The organism is Candidatus Eisenbacteria bacterium (assembly GCA_035712145.1).
Taxonomy (GTDB): domain Bacteria; phylum Eisenbacteria; class RBG-16-71-46; order RBG-16-71-46; family RBG-16-71-46; genus DASTBI01.
Genome location: DASTBI010000143.1, coordinates 1 through 25,632, shown reverse-complemented (window position 1 = coordinate 25,632; position 25,632 = coordinate 1). Strand labels below are relative to the sequence as shown.

Here is a 25,632-nt window from a genome sequence, read left to right as displayed (position 1 = left end):
CATGAAGGGACCGGCTCGACGGCTCGCGCTCCTGGCGGAGGGATGCTTCACGCCGCTCGACGCCAAGACCGCGGTCGGCATGCTGCGATATCGCCCGCAACGGGTGGCGGCGGTCGTGGACTCGACGTCCGCCGGCCGGACCGCCGAGGCGTGCGTGGGTGTGGGCGGATCGATCCCGGTGGTGGCGAATCTGGAGGCCGCCGCCGCTCAGGGCGCGGACAGCCTCTTGATCGGCGTCGCTCCTCAAGGCGGTGGACTCAAGGAGGATTGGCGCGGGATGGTTCGGGACGCGATCCAACGAGGCTGGGACGTGCTCTCGGGCCTTCATGTCTTCCTCGCCGACGATCCCGAGCTCGCGGCGCTGGCCGAGCGCCATCACGTCCGGCTGTTCGATGCGCGCCGCCCACCGGCGGTCCGTCCCGTGGCCGCCCGCCGCGCCGCCGCGCTCGACAGACTCGTGGTGCTCACCGTCGGCACCGACTGCAACGTCGGCAAGATGACGGCGGCGCTCGAGCTGGTGCGCGGCCTCGAGGCGCGCCGCACGAAAACCGCCTTCGTGGCGACCGGCCAGACCGGGATCTTCATCGCCGATCACGGCGTGGCGGTGGACGCCGTGCCCGGCGATTTCGCCGCCGGCGTGGTCGAGCAGCAAGTGCTGGAAGCCGCGCGGGATGCCGAGGTCGTGGTCGTGGAAGGTCAGGGAGCGCTCCACCATCCCGGCTACTCTGGAGTGACGCTCGCGCTGCTCCACGGCGCTTGCCCGAGCATCATGGTGCTGTGTCACCAGGCTGGACGAGAGCGCGTGCGAGTTCCGGGAGCATCGCCCGAGGAGAGCGACTCGCAGCCGGAGATCCGTCCTCTGGCCGACCTGGTCCTCGTCTACGAGTCCGCCGCCTCGTGGGTCTCGCCGGCGAAGGTCGCCGCGGTGGCGCTCAACACGCACGGGCTCAGCGACCAAGAGGCGCGCCTGGCGATCGAGACGGCGGCGCGCGAGACCGGTCTGCCGGCCACGGATCCGGTCCGCATGGGGCCCGGCGTGCTGGTCGATGCGGTCGAATCCTGGCGCGCGCCGCGCGGAGGGCATCGTGCGTCTGTCCATTGAACGCCTCGATCTCTCGACCGCGTTCGAGTTCCGCATCACCCATGGCGGCGGGCGCGGACACGAGAACACGGTGGTGCGGATCGATCACGAAGGCATCAGCGGGCTGGGCGAAGCCTCGCCCGCGCATTACTACGGAGAGCAGCGCTCGCTGGTGGAAGCGGCGCTCGAGCTTTGGGCGCCGCACCTCGGCGACGATCCATTCGCGCTGGAAGCGATCGAGCGACGGCTCGACCAGGCGCTCGATGGCCAGCGCGCCGCACGAGCCGCGCTCGAGACCGCGCTGCACGACTGGGTGGGGCGGCGTCTCGGCGTGCCGGTCTGGAAGCTCCTCGGTCTGGATCCGACGACGGTCCCGCTCTCGTCGGTCACGCTGGGAATGGCGTCTCGCGAGGAGATGGAGAAGAAGCTCGACACGGTCAAGGACTTCCCGATCATCAAGGTCAAGCTCGGGCGGCCGGAGGATGTCGAGAACCTGCGCCTGATCCGCAAGAGCTTCCGCGGGAAGCTGCGGGTGGACGCCAACACCGCATGGTCGCCGGCCGACGCGGTGCGCGTGCTGCGAGCCATCGAGCCGCTCGACATCGAGCTCGTCGAGCAGCCGGTGGCGCGCCACGACCTCGATGGACTGCGATGGGTGCGCGATCGCGTGGGCATCCCGGTGTTCGCCGACGAAAGCGTGCACGACGAAGCGGACGTGGCCAAGCTCGCCGGCCGGGTCGACGGCGTGAACGTGAAGCTCATGAAGGCCGGCGGCATCCGCCGCATGCACCGCACGCTGGTGGTCGCCCGCGCGCACGGCATGAAGACCATGCTGGGCTCGATGGTGGAGTCGAGCCTCGCGCTGTCGGCGGCGGCGCAGCTCGCGCCGCTGGCCGATCACCTCGACCTCGACGGCCACTGGCTGCTGGCCCATGACCCGTTCGCGGGTGCGCCGGGGCCGCGAGGAGAGATCCGCCTCAGCCAGGAGCCCGGCCTCGGGGTACGGCCGGCGGTGGTGGGCGCGCGGTGAGCCCGCGTCTCAAGGTCTACCTCGCGGCCGTGTGGATCGCGGCCGTGATCCTCATGGCGGTCTATCTGCCGCCCGATCTCTCCAGGCTCTGGGTGCACTACGTCGCCTGGACCTTGGTCTGCTACGCGGCCGAGACCATGTGGTTCCCCACGGGCGCCGGCGGCGGAACGATCAGCGTGGCTTCCACGGCCAATCTCGCCGCCCTGCTGCTTTGGGGCCCGCACGCGGCGATGTGGATGGCCGCGGTGAGCACGCTGTTCGCCAACATCTTCATCCAGAAGAAGCCACTCGAGCGCGGCACGTTCAACGCGGCTCAGATGACCATCACGATGTGGGTGGCCGGGCTGCTGGCGGTCAAGCTCGGCGTTCCGGCGAACGGCTTCCAGGGCGGTCCCGCGCCACAGGGAACGGGAGACTGGATCAGCGTGCTGCCCGCCTTCTTCGCGACCGTGGCGGCCTACTTCCTCGTGAACAGCGCCCTGGTGTCGGCGGCCATCGCGTGGTCTTCTCAGCGGGGCTTCTGGCAGGTGATGGCGAACGAGTTCTTCGTTCGCGAGCGGATGTTCGACAACTTTGCGCCGTTCCTGCTGATTCCGCCCGTCGTCGTCTGCTTCCACGCGGTCCAGTATCTGGGGCTCCTGATGTTCTATGTGCCGCTCCGCATCATCTACGAATCCGCACTCCGCTACGTGGAGCTGCGCAACGCGCAGAAGATGCTGATCCACTCCGAGCGCATGGCGGCCAAGGGCGAGATGGCCGCGGAGATCGGCCACGAGCTGCGCAACCAGCTGGTGGCGGTCAGCGGACGGGCGCAGATGCTGCTCCGCGAGGCCGATCGGGAGCAGTACGGCAACGTCCGGCGCCACTCGCAGATCATTCTCGAACAGGCACGGCGGGTGGAAGCCATGTCGAAAGGGCTGATGGATTTCTCGCGCGCGGAGCTCAAGGTGGAGAAGGTCGATCTGAACGCGCTGGTGCAGCGCTCGGTCGAGTTCGTGCGGCCGCAGAACCGCTTCGACGCGGTGGAGTGGGACCTTCGACTGGCCAACCACATTCCCGCGCTGCGCGCCGATCCCGGGCAGCTCCAGCAGGTGCTGCTGAACCTCTACATCAATGCCGCCGACGCGATGTGCGAGCACCAGACCCCGCGGCGCGTCATTGCCACCCGCACGGAGTACGACGACCGCAAGCGCCTGGTGCGATTGACCGTCTCGGACTCGGGGCCGGGCATCCCTCCAGCGCTCCTGGGCAAGGTGTTCGAGCCTCACTTCACCACCAAGGCCGAAGGCCACGGCTTCGGGCTCTACGCGTCGTACCGCATCGTCACCAACCACGGGGGCCAGATCGTCGTCGAGAGCGAGCCGAGCCAGGGCGCTCGCTTCACCATCACCCTGCCGCTCCATGGGCCGGGAGGCTGGAGCTAGAGAGCGCGTGACGGCGACGATGGGCGCTCACGCCGATGTCGTGCGCGTGGACTTCGGCGGCTGCCTCGTCCGCCTCGAAGACGGAACCATCACACGCGCTCGAGCGCGGGGTCGTCTGATGGGACACCGCAAGGCGCTCGGGAACACGGTGGTGGTGGGAGACCGGGCGAGGGTCGAGCCCGGCGAACGAGCCGGCGCCGATCAGAAGGACGTGCTGATCGCCGAGGTCGCGCCGCGGCGCAACGCCTTTCATCGCCGGGCCGCGGGGCGCGCGAGCGCCGGTCAGGTGGTGGCCTCGAACCTGGATCAGGTGGTGCACGTCGCCGCCTGCGCGGACCCTCCGTTCAGTCCCGGCCTCGCGGACCGCGTTCTGTGCCAGGCCGAGCACGACGGCATTCCCGCGCGAGTGGTGCTCAACAAGGTCGATCTGCGCCTTGCGGAGCGCGAGTCGGCATCGATCCTCGCGGATTACGCAAGGGCGGGCTACGCAGGGCACGCGGTGAGCGGAAAAACGGGGCAAGGGGTGGCGGAGCTCCTCGCGGCGTGCCGAGGACGGCGCAGCCTGTTCGTGGGACATTCGGGCGTCGGCAAGAGTACGCTGCTCAATGCCATGGTCCCCGGACTGGACCTGCAGGAAGGACTCGTGAATCCGAAGACCGGCAAGGGACGACACACCACGACCGCGGCGTGGTTGCTCAAGCCCGAGAGCGACATCGAGCTCGTCGACACTCCCGGCGTGCGCGTATTCGGGCTGTGGGGGATCGGTCCGGCGGATCTGGACCACGCGTACCCGGAGTTCCGCCCGGCGCTCGGACGCTGCCGGTTCGCCGATTGCGCTCACGCGTCCGAGCCCGGATGCGCGGTCCGCGAGGCGGTGGCGAGGGGAAGCATCGCCGAGCGTCGTTACGCGTCCTTCCTCAAGCTCAGGGCGGAGCTGGCCGCCGAAGCGGCGCGCGAGACGCGAAGCGACGGACCAGGCGCGTGAAAATCACCACGCCGTTCCAATCGCGGCTGCGGACGCTCGAGTGTCTCGACTGCGGCGCCGCCACCGATCCGATCTCGATGCCGTCGGTGTGTCCGAGCTGCGGGCGGCCGCTGCTGCCCCGTTACGACCTCGAAGCCATCGCCCGCGAGGTGAAACGCGACGATCTCGCACGATTCGGCGTGGATCTCTGGCGTTACCGGGCCGTGCTGCCTTTCGCGGCGGACGCCCCCCTGGTGCGGCTGGGCGAAGGTGGCACGCCGCTCCGTCCGCTCCAACGCCTGGGTGAGACGCTCGGGATGCGCACGCTGTGGCTCAAGGAGGAGGCTTCCAACCCCACGCACTCCTTCAAGGCTCGCGGGCTGGCGCTCGCGATCAACGGCGCGATCGCATACGGCCGGGACCAGATCGCGCTGCCCAGCGCCGGCAATGCCGGTGCGGCGGCCGCGGCCTATGCCGCGGCCGCGGGCCTGCGCTGCCGGGTGACCATGCCGGAGAGCACGCCCGAGGCATTCGTGCTCGAGACGCTCGGACTGGGTGCCGAAGTGAAGCTCGTGCCCGGCACGATCGCGGATGCGGGACGCGAGCTCCTGAGCTGGGCGCCCGCGCCGGAGTGGTGGAACGTCGCCACGTTCCGCGAGCCTTTTCGCGTCGAGGGCAAGAAGACGCTGGGCTATGAGATCGCCGAGCAATCGGGCTGGCGGCTCCCGGAAGTCATCTTCTATCCTACCGGCGGCGGAACGGGGCTGGTGGGCATGTGGCGCGCCTTCCTCGAGATGGCCGCGCTGGGCTGGATCCAGGATCCGATGCCGCGGTTGATCTCGGTGCAGGCGCGAGGGTGCGCGCCGATCGTGCGGGCGCTCGAGGAGAATCAGCCTCGCGCGCGTCCGTGGGAGGATGCGGAGACGCTGGCCGCAGGACTGCGCGTTCCCTCTCCGTTCGCCGACAGCCTGATCCTGAAGGCCATCCGCGAGAGCCGTGGCACGGCGGTCGCGGTGGCCGAGGAGGCGCTACTGGACGGCATGCTGGAGCTGGCGGAGCTGGAAGGCTGCGTGGCATGTCCCGAAGGCGGTGCCACGCTGGCGGCGTTGCGTCAGCTGCTCGCGAGCGGCGAGGTCCATCGCGACGAGCGCATCGTCATCTACAACACGGGAAGCGGGGTCCAATATCCCGAAGCCTGGCGAGCGGCGCTTCGGCGGCGCTCGGGAGCCTCCTCGTGAGGGCGCTCGCCTGCGGCGCGATCGGCGTGCTCGCGCTGCTCGCGATGACGGCGCCGAGCCAGACGGCGCCGAGCAAGACGGCGCCGCGTGCGAAGGGGGCAGGCCGCGTGCTGGTCATGCGGCTCGAAGGTCCGGTCTCGCCGGTGACCGCGGAGGCGCTGAAGAGCGCTTTGGCTCGCGCGCACGCACAGCGTTACGAGGCCCTGGTCGTCGAGGTCGACACTCCGGGCGGCTTGGAGACCAGCATGCGGGACATGGTCAAGAGCCTGCTGGCCTCACCCGTCCCCGTGCTGATGTGGGTGACGCCGGGAGGCGCCCGCGCGGCCTCCGCCGGAGTGTTCGTGGTCATGGCCGGAGACGTCGCCGCCATGTCGCCCGGCACCAACATCGGCGCCGCCACACCGGTGAACATGCAGGGCGGGATGGACTCGACCTTGTCGCGCAAGGCTACCAACGACGCCGCGGCCTTCGCCCGCACCGTGGCGGCGCAGCGCGGCCGCAACGCGAGCTGGGCGGAGAGTGCGGTGCGCGATGCCGTCGCCGCCAGCGAGACGGAGGCGGTCGAGCTGCGCATCGTGGACTTCGTGACCGACTCGTTGGACGAATTCCTGGCCAAGGCGGACGGTCGCGAGTGGCGCCGCGGCGCCGAGGTGCGGCGCCTGCGGGTGAAAGGCCTGCCCAGCGATCGCATCGAGCCCGGCTTCCGCCAGCGTCTGCTGGCGCTCATCGCCGATCCCAACGTCGCGTACATCCTGATGATGCTGGGGTTCTACGGCATGCTGTTCGAGCTCCAGAATCCCGGCGCGATCCTGCCGGGCGTGGTGGGCGCGATCTGTCTCATCCTCGCCTTCCTGGCGTTCTCGGTGCTTCCGGTGAACTACGCGGGCCTGGCTCTGATCGCCCTGGCGATCGTGTTCTTCGTGGCCGAGATCAAGGTGGCCACGAATGGCCTGCTGACGGCGGGAGGTGTGCTTGCGCTCGTGCTCGGCTCGGTGATCCTGTTCGAGCCCAGCGGCCCCGGACCGCGGCTCTCGTGGGCGACGATCGCGGCGGCCACGATCGCGACCACCGGGTTCTTCGCCTTCCTGATCGGCGCGGGGATCAAAGCACAGCGCCGGAAGGTGACCACCGGCCGCCAGGGACTCGTCGGCATGCGCGCGGTCGCGCTGGACGGCCTGAGGCCCGATGGTCAGGTGAGAGTTGGCGACGAGCTGTGGAGCGCGGTTTCGGAGACGCCGGTCGAACCCGGCGCGTACGTGGAGATCACGGGGATGAGCGGACTGCGGCTCACCGTTCGCCCCTTGGCCAAGGAGGCGCACCCATGTTGACCTTCGCCGGCTCGTTGTTGTTCTTCCTCCTCTTTCTCGGACTGGTCATCCTCGCCAACGCGATCCGCGTCGTGCGCGAGTACGAGCGGCTGGTGGTGTTTCGGCTGGGAAGACTGGTGGGAGAGCGGGGCCCAGGCCTGGTCCTGCTGATTCCTCTGGTGGATCGGGCGGTGAAGGTGGGACTCCGTACCGTGACGATGGACGTGCCGCCGCAGGACATCATCACGCGCGACAACGTGACGGTGAAGGTGAACGCGGTGATCTACTTTCGGGTCGTGTCGTCGCAGGAGGCGGTGGTGCAGGTCGAGAACTACCTCTACGCCACGTCGCAGATCGCCCAGACCACGCTGCGCTCGATCCTCGGGCAAGCCGAGCTCGACGAGCTCCTGTCGGAGCGCGAGAAGCTCAACCAGGCCCTGCAGCAGGTGATCGATCGCCAGACGGAGCCGTGGGGCGTCAAGGTCTCGACCGTCGAGGTGAAGAACGTCGACCTTCCGCAGGAGATGCAGCGCGCGATCGCGCGCCAGGCCGAAGCGGAGCGCGAGCGCCGCGCCAAGGTCATCAACGCCGAGGGTGAGTATCAGGCCGCGGCGCGCCTGGCCGAAGCGGCCGCCGTCATCGGCCGCGAGCCCGTAGCACTCCAGTTGCGCTATTTGCAGACGCTCGCGGAGATCGCCACCGAGAACAACTCCACGACCATCTTCCCGGTGCCCGTGGACTTCCTGAAAGCCTTCAGCGACCACCTCACGCGGAAGGCGCCGGCCTGATCTCTAGCCCGCCCCGGACTGGGCGGATCCTGGTCACGGGCGCCGGCGGGCTGATCGGCTCGCGGCTCGTGCCGCGGCTCCGGCGGGCTGGACACACGGTGGTGCGCGCCGTGCGGCGCGCCGTGGTCTCGAGCGACGAGGTCCGCTGGACGCCCGAGACCGGCCGCCTGGATCCGTCGCCGCCGCTGGATGGCGTCGTGTATCTCGCCGGACAGTCGATTGACGGTCCGCGCTGGACGAAAGAGAACAAGCGACGGATCTGGTCGAGCCGTGTCGACGCGTCGCGTGCACTCAGCCAACGACTCGCCGAGTCCGCTGCCCCGCCTCGCGCCATGGTCGGCACTTCGGGCATCGGCATCTATGGTGATCGCGGGGACGAGGTGCTCGATGAATCGAGCCCGCCGGGTGAAGGCTTCTTTCCCGATCTGGCGCAGGCTTGGGAGGCGGCGAGCGATCCGTTGAAGGCCGCCGGCTGCCGGACCGTGAGCCTGAGGCTCGGCCTGGTGCTGGCGCGGGAGGGAGGCGCCCTTCCTCGCCTCTTGATTCCGGCCCGGCTCGGTCTCGGTGGGCCGCTCGGGAGCGGACGGCAGTTCTGGAGCTGGGTGACCATCGACGACGTCGTGGCCGTGCTCGAGAGGGCGCTCGAGCGTCCCTCGCTCGCAGGCCCCGTCAATGTCGTCGCCCCGCAGCCCCTGCGCCAGAAGGACTTCGCTCTTGTCCTGGGCCGGGTCTCGAGAAGGCCGGCCATCGTGCCCGCGCCCGCGTTCGTCCTGCGGATGGTGCTCGGGGAGATGGCGGACGCGGCCATCCTCGCGAGCGCTCGCGTCCTGCCCCGCCGGCTCGAGGAGGACGGCTTTCGATTCACCCATCCCGACCTGGAGGGCGCCCTGCGAGCGGTCCTCCAGGGTCCGGTTTGACGGGAATCGCCAGAGCCCCCTAGGCTCTCCGCCGTGAACAGCCTACGTGCGCGACTCGCCGCGGTCCTCGCCGCCGCCGCGGTGACCGGCTGTGCCGCGGGAACCGGCCCGGCCCCCGAGGTTCCCGCCTCGGGAGGAATGAGTGTCGCTCCCGAGGGGCGCCTGAACACCGAGGTCACCGGGGGCGCCAAGGACTCGGTGGAGTCGATTCCCGGCTCGTCGACCTCGCCTTACGTCTACCGCTTCCGAATGACCGAACCCGGCGGCAGCGGATTCAACTACCAGGACCGGGACCTCTCCTTCTACTTCAAGCCCGGTCCTGACGCGCTCTACTTCCAGGTCGAGAACCGGCAGAACCGTGTCGTGACGCTCGACTGGGACCGATCGGTCTTCTACGCCCCGACCGGCGGTTCCGACAAGGTGGCGCACAACACGACCCGCTGGGAGGACCGTTTCCAGTCCCAGCCCAGCACCCAGATCGCCGGCCTGCAGCGCTTCGGGGACTCGATGTTCCCCATGAACTACCTCTACGATCCGGCCGGGCGAAGCACCCAGCTGCATCGTCCTCTGCTGCCCGAGGATGCCACCGCCCCGCAGTACACCGATCGCGCGTTCGGCGTGGATCTGGTGTTCATCGTGGAGGACCGGCCACGCACCTACTCGTTCCGCTTCCGGGTCGCCAGCGTCACTCCTCGCTGACGCGCGTTCGGAACAGTTCCTTGAGCAGGCTCTGCAGCCTGAGGTCGGCGCTGTCGGCATCCGCGGTACGATTCATGCGGCGCGCGACGGCCGCTTCGAGCGTATAGAAGCCCGCCACGGCGAAGCCGCGCTCCGAATCCATGAGCCGGCCGAGATAGGGATCCTGGTTGGGCGGCACGCGGCGCAGGAAGTCGCCGCACAGATCGACGAGCTGGTCGCGAATGAGGAACGACGCCCGCTTGCCGGAGGCGCGGCGGTGCGTCACAGGCGCCAGGTACTCGATGAGCGGACGGTCGTCGGTGTTGAGCGGCGCCGATCTCACCAGTGACTGGGCCGCTTCGAGATTGCCGACGTAGGACCACATGATCGGCGCGGCGCGCGGGCCGTGTCCGACGAGCAGGTAAGGGTCCGGCACTTCGCGGAGGCGGCGCACGACCATCTCGGGATCGAGCGGGGCGCCGTCCAGCCGTCCGACCAGCGCCATGGTGGGCGTGGTGACGGCCAGATCGCCGCGCCACACGGTCACGTGTGGAAAGACCTCCAGCATGGTGCGCGCGATGATCTGGAATTCCCGGCGCGAAAGCTGATAGAGCGGCAGCCATTGCGCGAACACGCCTCCTGGCAGGAGATGGTCGCGGGCGGAACGGAAGTGCTCGAGGCTATAGAGACTGCCCGTACGCGCCTCCCACGGCACGAACAGATCCGAGATGATCACGTCGAATCGCTCGTCGGTCGCGCGCAGGAACGTGCGTCCGTCTTCCGCCACGAGCCGCACCCGGCGGTCGGTGAACAGCTCGCCGACGTAGGGGCCGAAGTGGCGGCGCGCCATGGTGATCACGTCGGGGACCAGCTCGCACACCGTGATCCGCGAAACACCCGGGACCAGGGCGGCGCTGGCGGTGATCCCGGTTCCCATGCCGAGGTAGTAGACGTCGCGCGGGTGAGGATGGAGGAGGAGGGGCAGCATGCCTTGCCGGCGCTCGTCGCGCAGCGCCGCGGTGCCCCCGAGCGTGTAGTGGTTGTTCACCTTGATGACCCGGCCGTTGGCGTTCTGGATCACGGCCACGGTGCCGGCCGGTCCCTCGCGCAGGTCGACCAGGCGCTCCTCCTCGGCGGGATCGAGACGCACCGCCGGCGGACGAACGAGCCCGGTGATCAGGATGGTCGCCAGCGAGGCGGCCGCCATGGTCCAGCGCAGGCCGGCGGCGCTTCCCCGCACCGCGATCAGCGGTAGCCCGGCGATGGCCACGAGCGCCACCAGGCGAATGCTCGACCACAGGCCGAACCATGACAGGAAGGCGAAGCCCGCGAGCAAGGAGCCCGCGATGCCGCCGAGCGTATTGATGGCGACCAGCTCCCCCACGGTACGACCGGCGCTGCGCGCCGGCGTCTCGCCGAGGCGGAGGAGATAGGGGAACACGGTGCCGAGCGCGATGGTCGCCGGCATCATCACCAGGCCGCTCAGCGTGAACACGGTGAGCTGGTACGCGATCCATCCGGATTGCTCGGCGATGTAGCGCAGTCCGCCCGTCAGCGCGAAGAAGAGCCAGGGCGAGACGCTGGTGAGCACGGCGCCGGCGCCGAGCAGCAGCGCGAGGACGTTGGAAGGCTCGCGCGAGGACCCGATCAGGCGATGAGCGAGGAGCGAGCCGAGGGCGAGCGCGACCAGGAAGATGACGAGGATGATGGAGAAGGTGTAGACCGAGTTGTGCAGCACCTGGGAGAACATCCGCGTCCAGAGGACCTCGAGCGCCAGCGTCACGAGCCCGCTGAGAAAGGCGAGCACGCGCACCCGCGTCCAGGAGATCGACGTGAGCTGTGAGTGGGGCGTGTGAGCCGCGGCCGAGGCGTCGGCCGGCGGGCCCGAGGTCCGGGCCGCCACGATGAGCACGATGCCGAGAACCAGGTTCGAAGCGATCGCGACGGCATACGCGCCGCGGAAGCCGAGCGCGAGCGGCAGGAAGAACCCCGCGGCGAGTGCCCCGAGGGCCGCGCCCAGCGTATTGAGGGCATAGAGGATCGTGCCACCGCGTCCCAGCGTATCTCGCCCGCGCACGATGTGCTCGCCGACGAGCGGGAGCGTGGCACCGATCAGGCACGAGGGCGGAAGGAGCACCAGTATGCCGAGTCCGAACTTGGCGAGCAGGAACAGCTCCGGCCTGCTGCCTAGACTTCGGAACAGGGCCGGCACGATGGCGCCGTAGAGGCTCATGAGTCCGAAGTACGCAACCGCGGTGACGGCGACGCCGATCTCGATCCAGCCGTAGGCGCGCAGCGGGTTCCCGAGTCGAGGCGCGATCTTGCCCGCGGCGAAGCCTCCCAGTGCCAAGCCCAGGAAGAACGCGGTCAAGGTGGTCGCGCCGGCTTGAGCCGTGTTGCCGAAGAGCAGGCCGAGCTCGCGCATCCACAACACCTGATAGACGAGACTGACGGCGCCGGACACGAAGAAGGCTCCCCTCACCAGGCCGGGTTGCGACGAAGGAAGGGGAGCGGGCACTGCGGTCGTGTCCGGGTCTGTGGACGGGTCGTCGTGCACGATTCGGCGCGAGGGTGGAAGGGATCGGCCGCGGAGGCCGAGGAGCGGCGGAGTATAGCCGGACGGGCATCTCCGCGCAGGCCAGCGCGAAACGCGCTTCGGCGGCCGAGGCGATCATGCAGTTCGCAACGAAGCGCGACGGTGTCCCAGTCCGGCGGCACGCCCAGGCCCGCGTCCTCCAGGGCACGCGGCTTGCACGATGCCGCGCCTCGCGAGGAGGCCATGGACCACTACATTCCCAAACGTCGCATTCCGGTCACGCTCTGGTCGAGCGACCTGGCTGGCCTTTTGGGGTCGATCTTTCTCGATCTCGACGCGGCCGGGAACCAGCACCAGACGCTGCTCGAGAAGCTCAACGAGTCGGCGCGCTTCCTTCCGGTCGCGGTCGGGCCCGAAGGGCGCATCCACCTCGTCAACAAGCAGCGCGTCACACGGGTGACGGCCGGACGACAGGTGGTTCAGAGCGACGTCTTCGCTCGCGGCTTCAAGCCATGGCGAGAGGAGCCGGCGGAGCTGCTCCTGAGCGACGGCACCATGCTCGCCGGCCGCATCTGGATGCCGCTCGAGCGCGAGTCCCAGCGCATCTCCGACTTCATGAATGGAGGTGGAGCGTTCTTCGCACTGCTCACGCCGGTCGCGGTGCACCTGGTCAACGCCAGTGCGATCGCCAGCGTGCAAGTCTCCGAGGCGGTGGGGGCCGCGCTCGGTCGCGCCGCTTCCGATGGGTTCGCCGCGGCCGCCTGAGCCGCACGCCTTCCCTTCGCCGTTTGCCACCGGACCGATCTCGATGCCATAGTCGTTCGTCCTCCCCGGTGAAAGGAGCCTGGATGTCGAGCATCAGCACCCCCGTGCCTCGCGGTCTGGACGGGGTGGTCGCGGCCCGGACGCGGCTTTCCCACGTCGACGGCAGCGCGGGCCAGCTGGTGATCGGCGGCTACGAGCTCAAGGAGCTGGCCGGCCGCGTCAGCTTCGAGGAAGCCGCGTATCTCCTCTGGCGCGGCTCGCTGCCGAGCCGCGACGAGCTGGGGATGCTCGAGCGCGAGATGGCGATCTCGCGGAAGCTGCCACCGCAGACCATGTCGGTGCTCAGGGCCGCGGTCGCGGCCGCCCCGATCGACGCGCTCCGCATGGCGTGCGCCACGCTCTCTCTGGATCTCGCCGATCCCGATGACATCACCCCGCCCGGGGATCTGGCCGCCGCCAAGATGGTGACCGCTCGATTCCCCACCATGGTCGCGGCCCACCTCAGGCTCTCCGCGGGTCTCGAGCCCATTCCACCGCGCGAAGATCTGTCGCACGCCGCCAACTTCCTCCACATGGTGCTGGGCAAGGAGCCCGACTCGGTGGCGGCCAAGGCGCTGGACACCTACTGGGTGACCGTGATCGATCACGGCATGAACGCCTCGACCTTCGCCGGCCGTGTGATCGCCAGCACGCGCTCCGACATGGTGAGCGCCGTGACCGGCGCGATCGGTGCGCTCAAGGGACCGCTCCACGGCGGCGCTCCCGGACCGGTGCTCGACATGCTGGTAGAGATCGGGACGCTCGAGAACGCCGAGCGCTGGCTGCGCCAGGAGCTGGAGGCCGGGCGCCGCATCATGGGATTCGGCCACCGGGTCTACAAGGTGCGCGACCCTCGCGCCGAGGTGCTGAGCCGGGTCGCCGAGCAGATGGCCGGCGCGCAGCTCGAGGACCGGCGGCTCTTCGATCTCGCGCGCGGCGTCGAGCAGGTCGCCCTGCGGCTGCTGGACGAAAAGAAGCCCGGCCGGAATCTCCGCACCAACGTCGAGTTCTATACCGCGCTGGTCCTGCAGTCCCTGGGGCTCTCGCCCAAGTCCTTCGTCGCGCTGTTCGCGTGCGGACGGGTCGCGGGATGGTGCGCTCACGTCATCGAGCAGCACGCCGAGGACCATCTGATCCGCCCGCAGTCGGAGTACGTCGGACGGCGCGGGCTTTCGGTCGAGCGCTGAGGCGGCGCGAGGAGGCGACGTGGAACCGCTGCTGATCTCCATGACCATGGTCGGAGCTCCGACGCTCGTGGGCGGAGCGGCGGCCGCGGCGGCATGGCTGGCGCTCTACCCCCCCGTGCCGCGCGATCTCGGCGGCGCGCGCGATCTCGACGACGAGGCGGAAAAAGTCACCATCCCGCTCGCCGACGATGACGCACTGTCCGGCTGGTATCTGCCCGGGAATCGTGGCGTCACGCTGCTTCTGCTCCACGGCTACGGGCGCACCCATCACCGGATGTGGCGCTACGCCGGTTTTCTGCGCGCGGCAGGGTACGGCGCGCTGGCCATCGACTTCCGCTCGTCGCGGCGCGGACGGCGGCTGCCCACGACGCTCGGCCACCACGAGCGGGAGGACGTCGAGGCCGCGTGGCGCTGGCTCAAGCGGCGCGTGCCGAATGACCGGCTGGGCGTGATGGGGGAGTCCCTCGGAGGCTCGGTGGCGCTCATGCTCGCCGCCGACCATCCGGATGCCGAGATGGTCGTCGTCGACTGCCCATTCGCCACCGGCAGCGGGGCGGTCGACGACATGCTCGTCCGCTTCCTTCGCCTTCCTCGCTGGCCCTTCGTTCCCATGGTCCGCCGCCTGGGCATTCTCGCCAGCGGCCATGATCCGTGCGCCACCGACGTCGTGGAGTGCGCGTCGCGGTTGCGCGAGCGCCGCGTGCTCTTCATTCATTCGGAGGAGGACGAGCGGGTCGCGCCGCGGCATTCGGAGCGTCTGTGGGAGGCGGCGGGCGGTCGTCATCCGCTGTGGCGCGTGCCCAATGCGCGGCACAACCGTGCGTGGATCGCGCAGCGCGAGGAGTACGAGCGTCGGGTCCTGGACTTCCTGGCGGGAGATCCCGCGGCCTAGAGGTCTTCGAGCCGCTGCCACAGCGACTCGTTCTCGCTGCGCAGTCGCTCGTACTCGGCCAGCAGCTCGCGAGCCCTGGCGCCGTCCCGATAGATCTCGGGATCGGCCAGGGATGCCTCGAGCTCGTGAATGCGCGACTCGCGCTGCATGATCTCGGCCTCCAGGCGCTTCACGTCGCGCTCGCGGCGGCCGGCGTCACGTTTTCCGGGTGATGGCTTGCGTGGAGCCGGCTGCGGACGACGGGCGGGCGATTTTGGCGCCGCGACCTCGGTCTTGGCGCTCGCTTCCGCCCCCCGCATGAGCCGCGCGGCCTCGTAGTCGGCATAGCCACCGGGATAGGGGATCACGCGGCCGTCCCGGATCTCGATCACCCGCGTGGCCACCCGAACCATCAGCGAGCGATCGTGGGTGACCACCACCACGCCTCCCGGGTACTGGACCAGCGCCTCTTCGAGCACCTCCTTGCTGGCCAGGTCGAGGTGGTGCGTGGGCTCGTCCAGGAGCAGCAGGTTGGCCGGGGACAGGAGAATGAGAGCCAGCGCGACTCGCTGACGCTCGCCGCCCGACAGCACGCGGCAGCGCTTGAACACATCGTCTCCCGACATCAGGAACTGCCCGAGGTGGGAACGCAGCCGCGGACGCCACTCGGCGGTAGCCTGGCGCTCCAGGGACTCGAGCACCGTGGCGTCCGGATCGAGCGTCTCGGCGGCATGCTGCGCGAAGTACGCGGCGCGGGTGAGCGGCGGGACGTCACGCGTGCCGAGCCTCGGATCGAGCTGCCCGGCCAGGACGCGCAGCAGCGTGGTCTTTCCCGCGCCGTTGGCGCCCACGATGGCCACCTTTTCGCCGCGCTCGATCCGCACGTCGGCGTCGCGGAAGACATCCCCCAGGCCGTAGCTGAACGCCGCGCCCTTCAGCTCGAGCAGGCTCCTTCCGGCGTGAGGCGGCGCCGGGAAGTGGAACCGCACGGTCTTGGCGCGACGCGGAATGACGACGCGCTCGGCCTCGAGGCGCGAGATCATCTTGCGCTTGCTCTGCGCCTGCGTCGCCTTCGTGTTCTTGGCGCCGAAGCGCTCGACGAAACGGTTGAGCTGGGCGATCTTGCGGTCGAGCTGTTGATTGTGCGATTCGAGCTGCTCCTCGCGCCGTTCCTTCTCCTCCAGGTACCGGGTGAAGCTCGAGGAAGGGTAGATCGTCCAGCGCCCGCCCTCGAGCTCGCAGATCTCCGTCGCCACCCGGTCCAGGAAGACGCGGTCATGGGAGACCACCACGAGGCCACCGAGGAAGTCTTCGAGGTAGTCCTCGAGCCATTCCATGGCCGGCAGGTCCAGGTGATTGGTGGGCTCGTCGAGCAGCAGCACGGTGGGATCGGAGAGAAGCAGCGCCGCGAGCGCGGCGCGCATGCGCCAGCCTCCCGAGAACTCTGATAGCGCACGCTCCTGGTCGGCGGTGGCAAACCCCAACCCGGAGAGGATCGCGCGCGCTTCGGGCTCGATGGCGTGCTCGGCCAGATGCTCCAGTCGATGCTGCAGCTCGCCGGCGCGATCGAGCGTGCGCGCCAGATCGGGGTCATCCGGACCCGATTCGGACAGCTTCTGATGCAGAGCATCCAGCTCTTCGCGCAGCCGCTGGACGTCGCGGCGAGCCTCGAGCGCGCGCTCGAGCACCGTGCCTTCGAAACGCTCGGCCGCTTCCTGGGGCAGGTAGCCGATGCGCGACCCTTTGGCCATCACGCGGGTGCCGCGGTCCGGCGTCAGCTCACCGATCGTGAGGCGCAGAAGCGTGGTCTTGCCCGCGCCGTTGGGACCGACGAGCGCCATGCGGTCGCCTGGGCCGATGGTCCAGTCGACGCCTTCGAACAGCACGCGCGGCCCGAAGGAGCAGGCACAGCCCTGGAGGTGGATCACCGCGAGCGTTCAGGCGCCGAGGCGCTCGGGATTGAGCTCCTCGAGCTCCGGGACCACGAAGCGGCCGTGCCGGCGAACGCACTCGTCGTCGAACCACACCTCGCCGCCGCCGAACTCGGGCGTCTGGATCAATACCAGGTCCCAGTGGATGCGCGAGCGATTGCCGTTGTCGGCAATCGAGTAGGCGTTTCCCGGCGTGAGGTGGAGCGAGCCCGCGATCTTCTCGTCGAAGAGCGTGTCCTTCATGGGCCGGGTGATGTACGGGTGGAAGCCGAGCGAGAACTCGCCGACGTAGCGCGCCCCGTCGTCGCTGCCCAGGATCTCCTCGAGCCGCCGGGGCGGCGTGCCGTGCGCTTCGACGATGCGGCCACCTTCGAAGGTGAAGCGCACGCCCTCGAACGTCGTTCCCATGTAGAGCGACGGCGTGTTGTAGGCGATCGTGCCGTGCACCGAGTCCTTCACCGGAGCCGTATAGCACTCGCCGTCCGGGAGATTCCGGCGGCCTTCGCACTTGACCGCCGGCATCCCGCGGATGCTGAACTGAAGATCGGTGCCCGGCCCCTTGATGCGGACGCGGTCGGTGCTCTCCATTCGCCGCTTCAGGGGTTCCATGGCCTCGGCCATCCGGCCGTAGTCGAGCGTGCACACCTGATAGAAGAAGTCCTCGAAGGCACGGGTGCTCATGCCCGCGAGCTGCGCCATGCTCGGGTTTGGATAACGCAGGACCACCCAACGCGTCTTCTCGACCCGGTACTCGAGATGCACCGGCTTCACCACGTTCTTGAGGTAGAGGTCCATGCGGTCGCCGGGAACATCCGCGAGCTCGGAGACGTTGGGCATGCCCCGGATGCCGACGTAGGCCTGGACCTGTTCCATCTGCGACAGCTCGACCGCCGCCATGCGCTGCACGAAGGCTTCGCTGGCGCCACGGAGCTGAGCGCGAATGATCGAGTTGGAGCGGATCGACACCAGAGGCAGGGCGCCCACGGCGTGCATCGACTCGATCAGATCGAGGACCAATCCGTCGGCGACGTCGAACGCCTCGATCAGCACCGCTTCGCCCGCCCGAAGCTCGAGCGAGTGAGTCACGATCAGATCGGCGAGACGCTTGGAACGAGGGTCGGGCATCACGGCTCCTGAGCGGGGGGAGGGCCTCGAGAAGGCCGCCGACGATAGCACAGCGGCCAGTCTCGCGATTCCGACACCACCCTCGGCACGTGATATGGACCAGCGTTTGGACCCTTCAGGGACGCTGGCTATACTGCGGCTGTCGCGCCGCTTCGACTTCACGACAAGGAGAACCTCGGATGGCCGATTGGGACGTCATCGCCAAGCAACGGCTGACGGAGGACTGGGGCACGCTGCGCTCCTCGTATCTCCCTCTCAATCAGGCCATGCGGCGGACGGTCGACTTTCTCGAAAAAGGCCAGGGTACGTTCGACGAAGTCCTGGCGGTGGCGCGCGAACGCCTGGAAGGCAGCCTCATGAACCTCGGCGCCCTGGTCAATCGGCGCTCACCGTGGGTCCGGCTCGAAGCGATCCGTAACATCCGCGTGCTCGGGACCGGTCTGCGCGGCGCTTCGAGCGACGATCCGATGGCGCTCCTCAGGTTCCTGTTCGCGATCAGCGAGCTGCTCACCAACGTGTGGAAGGACGCGCCCACCGAGGCGCGCGTGGCGGCCAATCTGAAACTCGCGAAGGAGCTGGATTTCTGGTTCGGCTGCGACTGCTGCGCGGTCGGGGTGCTCGTCCCCACCCGGCCCGACGATCCTCCCGATCTGACTCGCGGCAAGGAGGTGCGCCTGGTGTGGGAGGTCGACGCGCTGTTCGCCTGGACGCTGGACGAGTTCGAGGACTACCTGGCGAGCGAGCGCTACTCGCTTCCAACCACCTCGCGACTGGCGGCGGTCGAAGACGTCACGTCTCCCATCCTCGACGTTTCCTCGGACAGCCTGCGGCGCGGGAAAGAGCTGTTCGGCGGCCAGGGCGGTGGGCTCTTCGGGCCCCTGGATCTGCGTTACCTCGACATCAGCTAGATCGAGGAGGTCTTGCCCCAGCGCGCGCCGATCAGCGGCGCGGCTTGCGAGCGGCCTTGGCCTTCGCCTTCTTCTTGCGGGCGGTCAGCTTGGCACGCTTGCGACGCAGGCGGTGCTTGTATGCGGTCATGAGAGTTCCATTGGACGAGTCAGCATTCAGGTGGAAGGGCGGCGAACATAACGAGCGCGCGTGAAAGCCGCAAGGCGAACCCGTCGAGCGAGCCGTGAATCATGCGTCCGCACCGAGCAGCCGCTGCGCCATCGCCTCGGCCGCGGGCCCGGCCTTCACCTCGGTCGTGGAGGCGGTGACCACGTAGATCCGCAGGTTGTTGCTGCCGCCGTCGGCCGGAAAGATGAAGAAGCCCTCGCGGTCCGGCGTGTAGGAGAGCGAATAGCCGCAGATCACCTCGGCATCCTTGAAGCGAACGGCGATCTTCTTGCCCTGCGCCGTCTCGGCGGGGGCGGTGACGAACCCCCGCACGTCCTTGCGTTGGCGGTCTCCTTCGAAGGTCTTGACGAAGAACAGGGCCTTGAGCTGCTTGCAGCGGATCTCGATGCTCGCGCCGCCGTCGGCCGGAAGGAGATGGAAGCTCGGCCGGTTGGGAAAGAAGTCCTGCGTGGTGCCCTTCAGAACCTTGCCGTCGCCGAAGCGCGCGACGACGCGAGTGGCTTCGCCCATGCGGCATCCCTCCTTGGGGGACGAGTCCGGGGAGGTCTAAAGCAATGGCCCGTGGCTGTCAACGCAGCACCCTCGATCCGGAGCCAAAGAAAGAGAGGACGGGGTAAGCACCCGTCCTCCCATTCGTCCACAGCGTAGGCGGTCGAGAACCTAGCCTGCCGTGCCCGCCCCTTGCCGGTGGCAGGTGTTCTGACACTCGGTCTTGCCGGCGCTCAGAGAGACCATGGCAGCCTCGTGGCGAGCCGCCTCGCTCTCGAGACACTCGACCTTGGCGGGCTGCTCGAGGACTTGACAGGCCTCGACGTTGCTCAGATGAAGCTTTTGCTCCCGATCGTACTCGCCTTTGTAGAAATCGTTGCAGTCCTTGACACAGCTCGTCGGACCGTCATCGAGCCTAACCCCGGTCATCCTTTCCCCGACCATCGTACAAGCGGCGAGGGCGCTCAGGAGGACAAGGGCCGCGACCGCAGCGAACACCCGAGGGGCGCTGGTCCGCGAGAGTCGAGCGTGCTTCATGGTGACCTCCATTCCGAAGGGGCAGTTGCAAGCTCCACGTACCCGCAGCACGTCTACACCCGGTCGTCCAGCATGTGGCGTACCACTGCGGCCTGGAATCAAACGCCGCGCCCTTCCCGTGGGAGGGGCGCGGCGGTGCTCGATACCCGCTGCCCATGAAGGCAGCGGTCACGGATTGTCGACTAGCCTGCCGAGCCAGCGCCCTGGCGGTGGCAGTTGTTCTGGCACTCGATCTTGCCGGCGCCCAGAGACGCCTGCGCGGAGGTGTGCCGAGCATCCTCAGCCGCCAAGCACTCGCCCCTGTCCGGCTGTGACTGGGCCTGGCAAGTCTCGACGTTCGTCTGATGCGTCTTCTGCTCCTGGTCGTACAGCGTCTTGTACAGGTCGTTGCACTGCTTCACGCAGCTGGTCGGGCCAGCGCCGGCCTTGACACCGGTGATGTTGTCACCGACGAAGGTACAGCCGGCAAACGCGATCATGGCCACGATCGCGACCGCGCCCAGAGCCCAGAGGGACTTCGAGAGTCGAGCATGCTTCATGGTGACCTCCATACTGAGTTGGTGATTAGCAGGCTCTGCTATTTCTGCTTCGATCACCCGGGCGACTGCCCGGGCTGGAAGGCGTCGCGTCCGCCGAGATCCGAACGCGACGCCTTTGGCTCACGAGGACTAGCCGGCGGATCCAGAACCCTGCCGGTGGCAGTTGTTCTGGCACTCGGTCTTGCCCGCGGCGAGCGAAGCCTTGGCCGCTTCATGACGAGCCGTCTCGCTGTCCAAGCACGTCGCCTTGTCGGGCTGAGCGAGCGCCTGGCAAGCTTCCTGGTTCGTCTGATGCGTCTTCTGCTCCTCGTTGTACAGCACCTTGTAGAGGTCGTTGCACTGCTTGACGCACGTGGTCGGTCCAGCTCCGGCCTTGACACCGGTGACGTTGTCACCGATCAGCGTGCAGCCGGCGAGCGCAAACAATCCAAGGAGAACGACCGCTCCTAGAACCCAAGCAACCTTGGGCGCGAGAGCTTGCTTCATGACGATGGCCTCCAAACGAAGGGGTGGTTTAGCAGGCTCTACAACGTCAATACGCTCGCCCGATGCAGTTCCTGGGTTGGTAACGACTCGGACGACTTGGATTGTCGCGCCGGCCGTTCGTCACAACCGGCGCGACACTTGAAGCTCAACCGGCAGAACCGGCTCCCTGACGGTGGCAGCCGTTCTGACAATCGGTCTTGCCGGCAGCAAGCGCAGCCTTCGCAGCTTCGTGGCGAGCCGTCTCGTTGTCGAGACACTCGGCCTTCTGCGGCATCGGCAGCGCCTGGCAGATGTCGTTGTTCGTGTCGTGGATCTTCTGCTCACGCTTGTAAGCGATCGCATAGAAATCGTTGCACTGCTTCACGCACGAAGTCGGACCGACGCCATTGAGTTCCATACCCGTAAGGCTGTCGCCCACCAACGTGCACTGGGACAGGGTGAGAGCGACGAGGCCGAGCATCGCCGCAAGCGCAGCATAAGCAACAGCGCGGCGAAGTCGGTTGGGTCGAGCATGCTGCATGGGCTTCCTCCTTACGCGCGAGGTGCAGAAGGGGAGTCCATCTGCGCCGCGCTCTCCATCCCTGGTTCGCTGTGGCAGGCACGTCCGTGACCTGCCGACAACCTCCGAATCAAAGCGCTCTGTACCAGCCTGCGCCTACACCTACGTGCTTCAGGTCGAACAGTGCAGCTCGCGCCTTGAATCCCCACCCGAGGTCCATACCCAGAGAAGCGTTGGGTTTCTCGGAGTCGTACTCGATCGCGGCGACGACGCGGCCTTTGAAGGACACCTCACAAGCTCCGAACAAGCCATCGAGGGTCCTGCCCTGCGTCCTAAAGACGTATGGAGCATAGCCCAATGTGACACGGTTTTGCAAACGGTAAATCTCCAAAGGCATTCCAATCACGGCGTAGGAAGAGTGGAAACGCCGGGTCCCGTGGAAGTCCTCGACCCCGACCGCGAGGCCCGGCCGATTTCGCTTCGCCTCGAGGATTTCGAGCCGGGCGCTGAACATGCGGTCACGATCGGTGTAGTCGGATTCGGGGAGGATGTCCTCGAAGGGCCTCGACCCAGGAATCACGGTCCACCGCAGACCCACCTCGAAGTGTGGAAGGAACCCTAGAGCCCCGTAGTAGACCTCATTCGTGTGCTGGTCCCGGTAGCTGTAGGCGGCCTCCTTGGGGATCTTGTTGTATCCGAACTCGACGGCCTTGTCTGGGAGTACGCCCGCCCAAGGGGTGTTGATGAAGCCGCTCATGCCGACCATCGACACCCAGGACCTTCCCACGTTCTGAGGGCGCGAGTACTTCCGGCCCGCCCTGGCCGCCTCCCACCGGTCAGGCTCGGAGTTCATCGCCGACCGGTCCAGCTGCCTGAGGAACTCCTCGCGGGAAGCCACGTTGGCCACCGGGATCCCTACCGGCAGCGACTCCTCGCGGTAGCTGAACGTGTAGCGATCGACCGGCAGGATGCGGATGGTCTGGCCGGTGGGACGCTCCATGGGGGGGATGGGAACGGTCAACTTCACCACGCCGTTCCTCACCGTGCTGGACGGGATGCCGTCGGAGCCCTCGACGCGGACCGTCTGGAGGGTGAAGCTCACTTCGAAATCGCCCATCAGTCTCGAGGCTTCGACCTCGAATCCCTGGTCTCCCTCGAGGAACCGCGAGGCTCGCAATCGCACGTTCAGGCCGAGCCTGGGGGGCCGATACGCCACGCCCAGGTAGCCCGTCCAGCGACCGAGCGTGGAGTAGGTGAGGCCGCTGTCCGAGGCGGCGATGAAACCGGTCACGTCGGCCTGGCTGTCGAGGAGGATCTCTCCTCCGCGCAAAGGCCGCGCGACTCCGAACGAGAGCCCGTAGCGGTTGAAGCCGAAGATCCCGCCGCACGCCGAGACCAGCGCCGCGCCCCGAGCCCATCCGTACTGCTCGAACAACATGGGACCAGGGCGAACCCGATCGATGTCGGGGTGGAGGCTGTCGGGCTCGAAGTCGTTCCGAATCGGAATCACCATCGCCAGCCGGCCACGGCCTCCGGGCCAGGGATTGAAGCGCAGCTCGGGCTGCAGCTCGATCCGCACCTGGGTCTCGGTGAAGAACCGCGGAAGCTCGTAAGCGAAGAGCGGCCCGACGAGGAGATCGAGGGTCTTGCGCGTCGGCCGCAGCAGAGGACCCGCGGGGGTGGCAGGGAATCCTCCCTCGCTCGGATAGACCACGTGGGAGGGAAGGCTGCCGTCGGCGGAGATGTCGATGGCGGCCGAAGCCATGCCGAGCCGACGCTCGAAGACCCGCGCCGGCGTGGCGATGGCGCGCGAAGTATGGCCAAGCTCCGCGGCGAGGTGCCGGTAGCGCCGGTTCTCGTACGCCACCCGCTGCGTGCCCGCACTGTCCGGCTCCGCGGCCACGGTCACGTTCTCGTAGCCGAGGCCGGTCAAGGCTTCGGCCGCCGCGGCGCCGGTGGCGGTGGAAATCGAGTCGGAAGCGGCGGTCGGCGAGAGCGCGCTGGAGTCCGTGGCGGCCGGAGAGACCTGGATCGAGTCGGCAGACTGCGCCCGGCCTTGTCGCGGAAGCGAGGTCAGGGCGCCTAACAGCAGGATACCGATGAGCGCTGGCGGGATCCGGGCTGAAGCGAAGCGGGATGGGTCGGTCATGTCGGGGGTCGCGCGCGCGAAAACAAGGCCCAGAACAATACCATAACGAGCGGCTTGAAGGCCGGGGATGATTGTGGGAGCGTCCTTCGTTCTCACTCCTCACTCCCCCCTTCGACATCCCACGCAAGGAGCGCTTCGATGCCGTTCGCGTACCGTTCTCTCGCCGTCCTACTCGTGCTGGCGGCGACCAGCTGTCAGCAGAGCTCGACCACCGAAACCACAACGACGACGTCGACCGAAGCGGTGAGCTCCGCGCCCCCGGCGGCCACGTCGTCGACTCCCACCGCGGGTGGCGCACCGGTCACCACGGCCTCCGGTCTGCGAATGGAGGAGATGGTGATCGGCACCGGCGCCACGGCCGAGAAGGGCAAGACGGTCTCGGTGCACTACACCGGCTGGCTCACCGACAACACGAAGTTCGACAGCTCGCTCGATCGCGGGCAGCCGTTCGAATTCGTGCTCGGCCAAGGTGGCGTCATCAAAGGCTGGGACGAAGGCGTCGCGGGCATGAAGGTGGGCGGCAAGCGCAAGCTCACCATCCCCCCGGATCTCGGTTACGGCGCGCAAGGCACGCCGGGCGGTCCGATACCGCCGAACGCGACGCTGATCTTCGAGGTCGAGCTACTCGGAGTCCGCTAACGGCGGAGGGCGGGGTCGGGCTCGTTCCACAGCCTGATCCCGCCCAGCAGGCCCGCCACGTTGCTGGTGACGCGCACGTCCGCCGGTAACCGAATGGAGATGAGCCGCGCGTTCCCGCCGCCCAGGTAGAGGCGGCGTGGGTTGAAGGTCTGACGCCACAGCTCCACGGCCTTGCTCACACGGCGGTTCCAGCGTCTCCTTCCGATCCGCAACATGGTCTTGTCGCCCAGCTGTTGCTCGTAGGTCTGTCCGCGGCGGAACGGATGGTGCCCGAGCTCGAGGTTGGGAATCAGCCGGCCCTCGAGGAAGAGCGCCGATCCGATGCCGGTGCCCATCGTCACCAGCAGCTCCACGCCCCGGCCGTCCACGATTCCGAGACCCTGCATGTCCGCGTCGTTGGCCACGCGAACCGGCTTTCGCAGAGCCTGGCGCAGGAGCGGCGCGGGTCGGCGGCCGATCCAGGACGGATGCAGATTGGCGGCGGTCCGGACCTGGCCCTCGGTCAGCACGCCCGGGAATCCGACGGAGACTCGGTCGAATCCCGCGAGCCGCTGCGCGAGGATCGCCACGACGTCGAGCACGCGATGGGGGGTGGCGGGACGCGGAGTCTTCTCCCGCTCGCGTTCGCTGACTGGGTGCCCGCGCCGATCGAGCAGCATGGCCTTGATGCCGGTGCCGCCGATGTCGATCGACAACGTCACGGGCGAGGCGGCCTTGGACATGGGGCGAGAGACTAGTGAAGCGCTTCGCCTGGCGCTAGGGTTCTCACGGCACTCCTGGTAGGTTGGTTCGGCCGTGAGTCACGACTGGAGAAACCCCGAGCGCGTTGCGCCATGGAAGCCGCGTCATCGCTTCCGCACCACGGAGGCTGGAGTCCAGGCCGCCAGCCGTTATCGCGAAATGATGGCCGCCGCGCAGCAAGCCCCGGACGCCCGCACGGCTTTGGACCGAGCGAAGCAGGAGTGGGCCGCGAGCCTCAACGTCCGCTCCGGCGACGGCATCCTGCTCGAAGACATGGCGGGGGGCGCCCTCAGCCTGGCCGAGCTCCAGCCGACGCTCGAGGCCTGTGACCTCAGCCTCAGGGAAGCGCGCGGAGTCCTGGACCGATTGATCGCCGCTAAGTTGATCGAGCCGCTCGAGCCGACCGGCGCGACCACTCACGAACGCTGGAGCCCGCCCTCCTACTAGGAAGCCGTGGGGCGCGCGGCATGGCCGCGCACCCCTTGGTCGCCTTGCTCAGCTGCGCGAGCGGAACTTGATCGAGCAGCCGAGGGCCTTGGTCTCCTGCGTGGCCACCGCCTTCCCCGCGACCACCGCGTCCACGGCATCTTGCAGG

At 68.2% G+C, this 25,632-nt stretch carries 25 protein-coding genes; 15 read left to right on the top strand and 10 right to left on the bottom strand.

Annotated elements, in window-relative coordinates; all coding sequences use genetic code 11:
* The first annotated feature begins 1 nt into the window (after window position 1).
* Genes VFQ05_08960 through VFQ05_08920 form a run of 9 tightly spaced genes read left to right on the top strand, consistent with a single transcriptional unit; the run spans window position 2 to window position 9,448 of the window.
* Entirely contained in the window at window positions 2-1,102 is a 1,101-nt protein-coding gene (locus VFQ05_08960) for a DUF1611 domain-containing protein (protein HET9326887.1), read from the top strand.
* Window positions 1,086-2,111, top strand: a complete 1,026-nt coding sequence (locus VFQ05_08955; protein HET9326886.1) for a dipeptide epimerase — start codon at window positions 1,086-1,088, stop codon at window positions 2,109-2,111. Before VFQ05_08960 ends, VFQ05_08955 begins: the two co-directional genes overlap by 17 nt.
* Window positions 2,108-3,535 (top strand): ATP-binding protein, encoded by a 1,428-nt coding sequence (locus tag VFQ05_08950; GenBank protein HET9326885.1) that lies wholly within the window; start codon window positions 2,108-2,110, stop codon window positions 3,533-3,535. Before VFQ05_08955 ends, VFQ05_08950 begins: the two co-directional genes overlap by 4 nt.
* A gap of 7 nt (window positions 3,536-3,542) precedes the next feature.
* On the top strand, window positions 3,543-4,520 hold the full coding sequence (gene rsgA / locus VFQ05_08945) for a ribosome small subunit-dependent GTPase A (protein HET9326884.1): 978 nt from the start codon (window positions 3,543-3,545) through the stop codon (window positions 4,518-4,520).
* A complete protein-coding gene (locus tag VFQ05_08940; protein HET9326883.1) occupies window positions 4,517-5,737 on the top strand; it encodes a threonine synthase in 1,221 nt (406 codons plus the stop codon). Before rsgA ends, VFQ05_08940 begins: the two co-directional genes overlap by 4 nt.
* A complete protein-coding gene (locus VFQ05_08935; GenBank protein HET9326882.1) occupies window positions 5,734-7,065 on the top strand; it encodes a nodulation protein NfeD in 1,332 nt (443 codons plus the stop codon). The genes VFQ05_08940 and VFQ05_08935 overlap by 4 nt, the downstream gene beginning before the upstream one ends.
* Window positions 7,059-7,832: a slipin family protein gene (locus tag VFQ05_08930; GenBank protein HET9326881.1), complete on the top strand. Its 774-nt coding sequence runs from the start codon at window positions 7,059-7,061 to the stop codon at window positions 7,830-7,832. Before VFQ05_08935 ends, VFQ05_08930 begins: the two co-directional genes overlap by 7 nt.
* On the top strand, window positions 7,829-8,749 hold the full coding sequence (locus VFQ05_08925) for a TIGR01777 family oxidoreductase (protein HET9326880.1): 921 nt from the start codon (window positions 7,829-7,831) through the stop codon (window positions 8,747-8,749). Before VFQ05_08930 ends, VFQ05_08925 begins: the two co-directional genes overlap by 4 nt.
* A gap of 33 nt (window positions 8,750-8,782) precedes the next feature.
* On the top strand, window positions 8,783-9,448 hold the full coding sequence (locus tag VFQ05_08920) for a hypothetical protein (protein ID HET9326879.1): 666 nt from the start codon (window positions 8,783-8,785) through the stop codon (window positions 9,446-9,448).
* On the opposite strand, the gene VFQ05_08915 is transcribed toward VFQ05_08920, so the two are convergent.
* Entirely contained in the window at window positions 9,435-11,891 is a 2,457-nt protein-coding gene (locus VFQ05_08915) for a fused MFS/spermidine synthase (GenBank protein ID HET9326878.1), read from the bottom strand. The genes VFQ05_08920 and VFQ05_08915 overlap by 14 nt on opposite strands.
* A 315-nt stretch (window positions 11,892-12,206) precedes the next feature.
* On the opposite strand from VFQ05_08915, the gene VFQ05_08910 reads away from it, so the two are divergent.
* From VFQ05_08910 to VFQ05_08900, 3 genes are all read left to right on the top strand, one after another.
* Complete coding sequence (locus VFQ05_08910) at window positions 12,207-12,728, top strand: hypothetical protein (protein ID HET9326877.1); 522 nt, start codon at window positions 12,207-12,209, stop codon at window positions 12,726-12,728.
* Between the two features lie 83 nt (window positions 12,729-12,811).
* The gene (locus VFQ05_08905) at window positions 12,812-13,954 is read left to right on the top strand and encodes a citrate synthase/methylcitrate synthase (protein HET9326876.1); all 1,143 of its coding nucleotides are present in this window, start codon (window positions 12,812-12,814) and stop codon (window positions 13,952-13,954) included.
* A 19-nt stretch (window positions 13,955-13,973) separates the two neighbouring features.
* Window positions 13,974-14,846 carry an alpha/beta fold hydrolase gene (locus VFQ05_08900; protein HET9326875.1) on the top strand — a complete coding sequence of 291 codons (873 nt, stop codon included), beginning with the start codon at window positions 13,974-13,976 and terminating at the stop codon, window positions 14,844-14,846.
* On the opposite strand, the gene VFQ05_08895 is transcribed toward VFQ05_08900, so the two are convergent.
* Window positions 14,843-16,753: an ABC-F family ATP-binding cassette domain-containing protein gene (locus VFQ05_08895; GenBank protein ID HET9326874.1), complete on the bottom strand. Its 1,911-nt coding sequence runs from the start codon at window positions 16,751-16,753 to the stop codon at window positions 14,843-14,845. The genes VFQ05_08900 and VFQ05_08895 overlap by 4 nt on opposite strands.
* A 9-nt stretch (window positions 16,754-16,762) precedes the next feature.
* Window positions 16,763-17,881: an aminopeptidase gene (locus tag VFQ05_08890; protein HET9326873.1), complete on the bottom strand. Its 1,119-nt coding sequence runs from the start codon at window positions 17,879-17,881 to the stop codon at window positions 16,763-16,765.
* Window positions 17,882-18,060: 179 nt separating this feature from the next.
* Between VFQ05_08890 and VFQ05_08885 the strand changes: the two genes are divergently transcribed.
* On the top strand, window positions 18,061-18,789 hold the full coding sequence (locus VFQ05_08885; protein HET9326872.1) for a hypothetical protein: 729 nt from the start codon (window positions 18,061-18,063) through the stop codon (window positions 18,787-18,789).
* A 229-nt stretch (window positions 18,790-19,018) separates the two neighbouring features.
* Here the strand turns inward: VFQ05_08885 and VFQ05_08880 are convergent, their stop codons facing one another.
* The 6 genes from VFQ05_08880 to VFQ05_08855 form a co-directional block, all read right to left on the bottom strand.
* Window positions 19,019-19,468 (bottom strand): hypothetical protein, encoded by a 450-nt coding sequence (locus VFQ05_08880; GenBank protein HET9326871.1) that lies wholly within the window; start codon window positions 19,466-19,468, stop codon window positions 19,019-19,021.
* Between the two features lie 150 nt (window positions 19,469-19,618).
* Window positions 19,619-19,984, bottom strand: a complete 366-nt coding sequence (locus VFQ05_08875) for a hypothetical protein (GenBank protein ID HET9326870.1) — start codon at window positions 19,982-19,984, stop codon at window positions 19,619-19,621.
* 182 nt (window positions 19,985-20,166) lie between these two features.
* The gene (locus tag VFQ05_08870) at window positions 20,167-20,523 is read right to left on the bottom strand and encodes a hypothetical protein (protein ID HET9326869.1); all 357 of its coding nucleotides are present in this window, start codon (window positions 20,521-20,523) and stop codon (window positions 20,167-20,169) included.
* Between the two features lie 129 nt (window positions 20,524-20,652).
* On the bottom strand, window positions 20,653-21,009 hold the full coding sequence (locus VFQ05_08865) for a hypothetical protein (GenBank protein HET9326868.1): 357 nt from the start codon (window positions 21,007-21,009) through the stop codon (window positions 20,653-20,655).
* Window positions 21,010-21,154: 145 nt separating this feature from the next.
* Complete coding sequence (locus VFQ05_08860) at window positions 21,155-21,529, bottom strand: hypothetical protein (GenBank protein HET9326867.1); 375 nt, start codon at window positions 21,527-21,529, stop codon at window positions 21,155-21,157.
* Window positions 21,530-21,638: 109 nt separating this feature from the next.
* The gene (locus VFQ05_08855) at window positions 21,639-23,657 is read right to left on the bottom strand and encodes a YjbH domain-containing protein (GenBank protein ID HET9326866.1); all 2,019 of its coding nucleotides are present in this window, start codon (window positions 23,655-23,657) and stop codon (window positions 21,639-21,641) included.
* A 138-nt stretch (window positions 23,658-23,795) separates the two neighbouring features.
* Here VFQ05_08855 and VFQ05_08850 point away from each other — a divergent pair, with 138 nt between their 5' ends.
* Complete coding sequence (locus VFQ05_08850; protein ID HET9326865.1) at window positions 23,796-24,296, top strand: FKBP-type peptidyl-prolyl cis-trans isomerase; 501 nt, start codon at window positions 23,796-23,798, stop codon at window positions 24,294-24,296.
* Here the strand turns inward: VFQ05_08850 and VFQ05_08845 are convergent.
* Window positions 24,293-25,018, bottom strand: a complete 726-nt coding sequence (locus VFQ05_08845; GenBank protein HET9326864.1) for an ROK family protein — start codon at window positions 25,016-25,018, stop codon at window positions 24,293-24,295. The two genes, VFQ05_08850 and VFQ05_08845, sit on opposite strands and share 4 nt — an antisense overlap.
* A gap of 73 nt (window positions 25,019-25,091) precedes the next feature.
* On the opposite strand from VFQ05_08845, the gene VFQ05_08840 reads away from it, so the two are divergent.
* Window positions 25,092-25,484, top strand: coding sequence for a hypothetical protein (locus tag VFQ05_08840; protein HET9326863.1), 393 nt, complete (start codon window positions 25,092-25,094; stop codon window positions 25,482-25,484).
* Window positions 25,485-25,632: the final 148 nt, after the last annotated feature.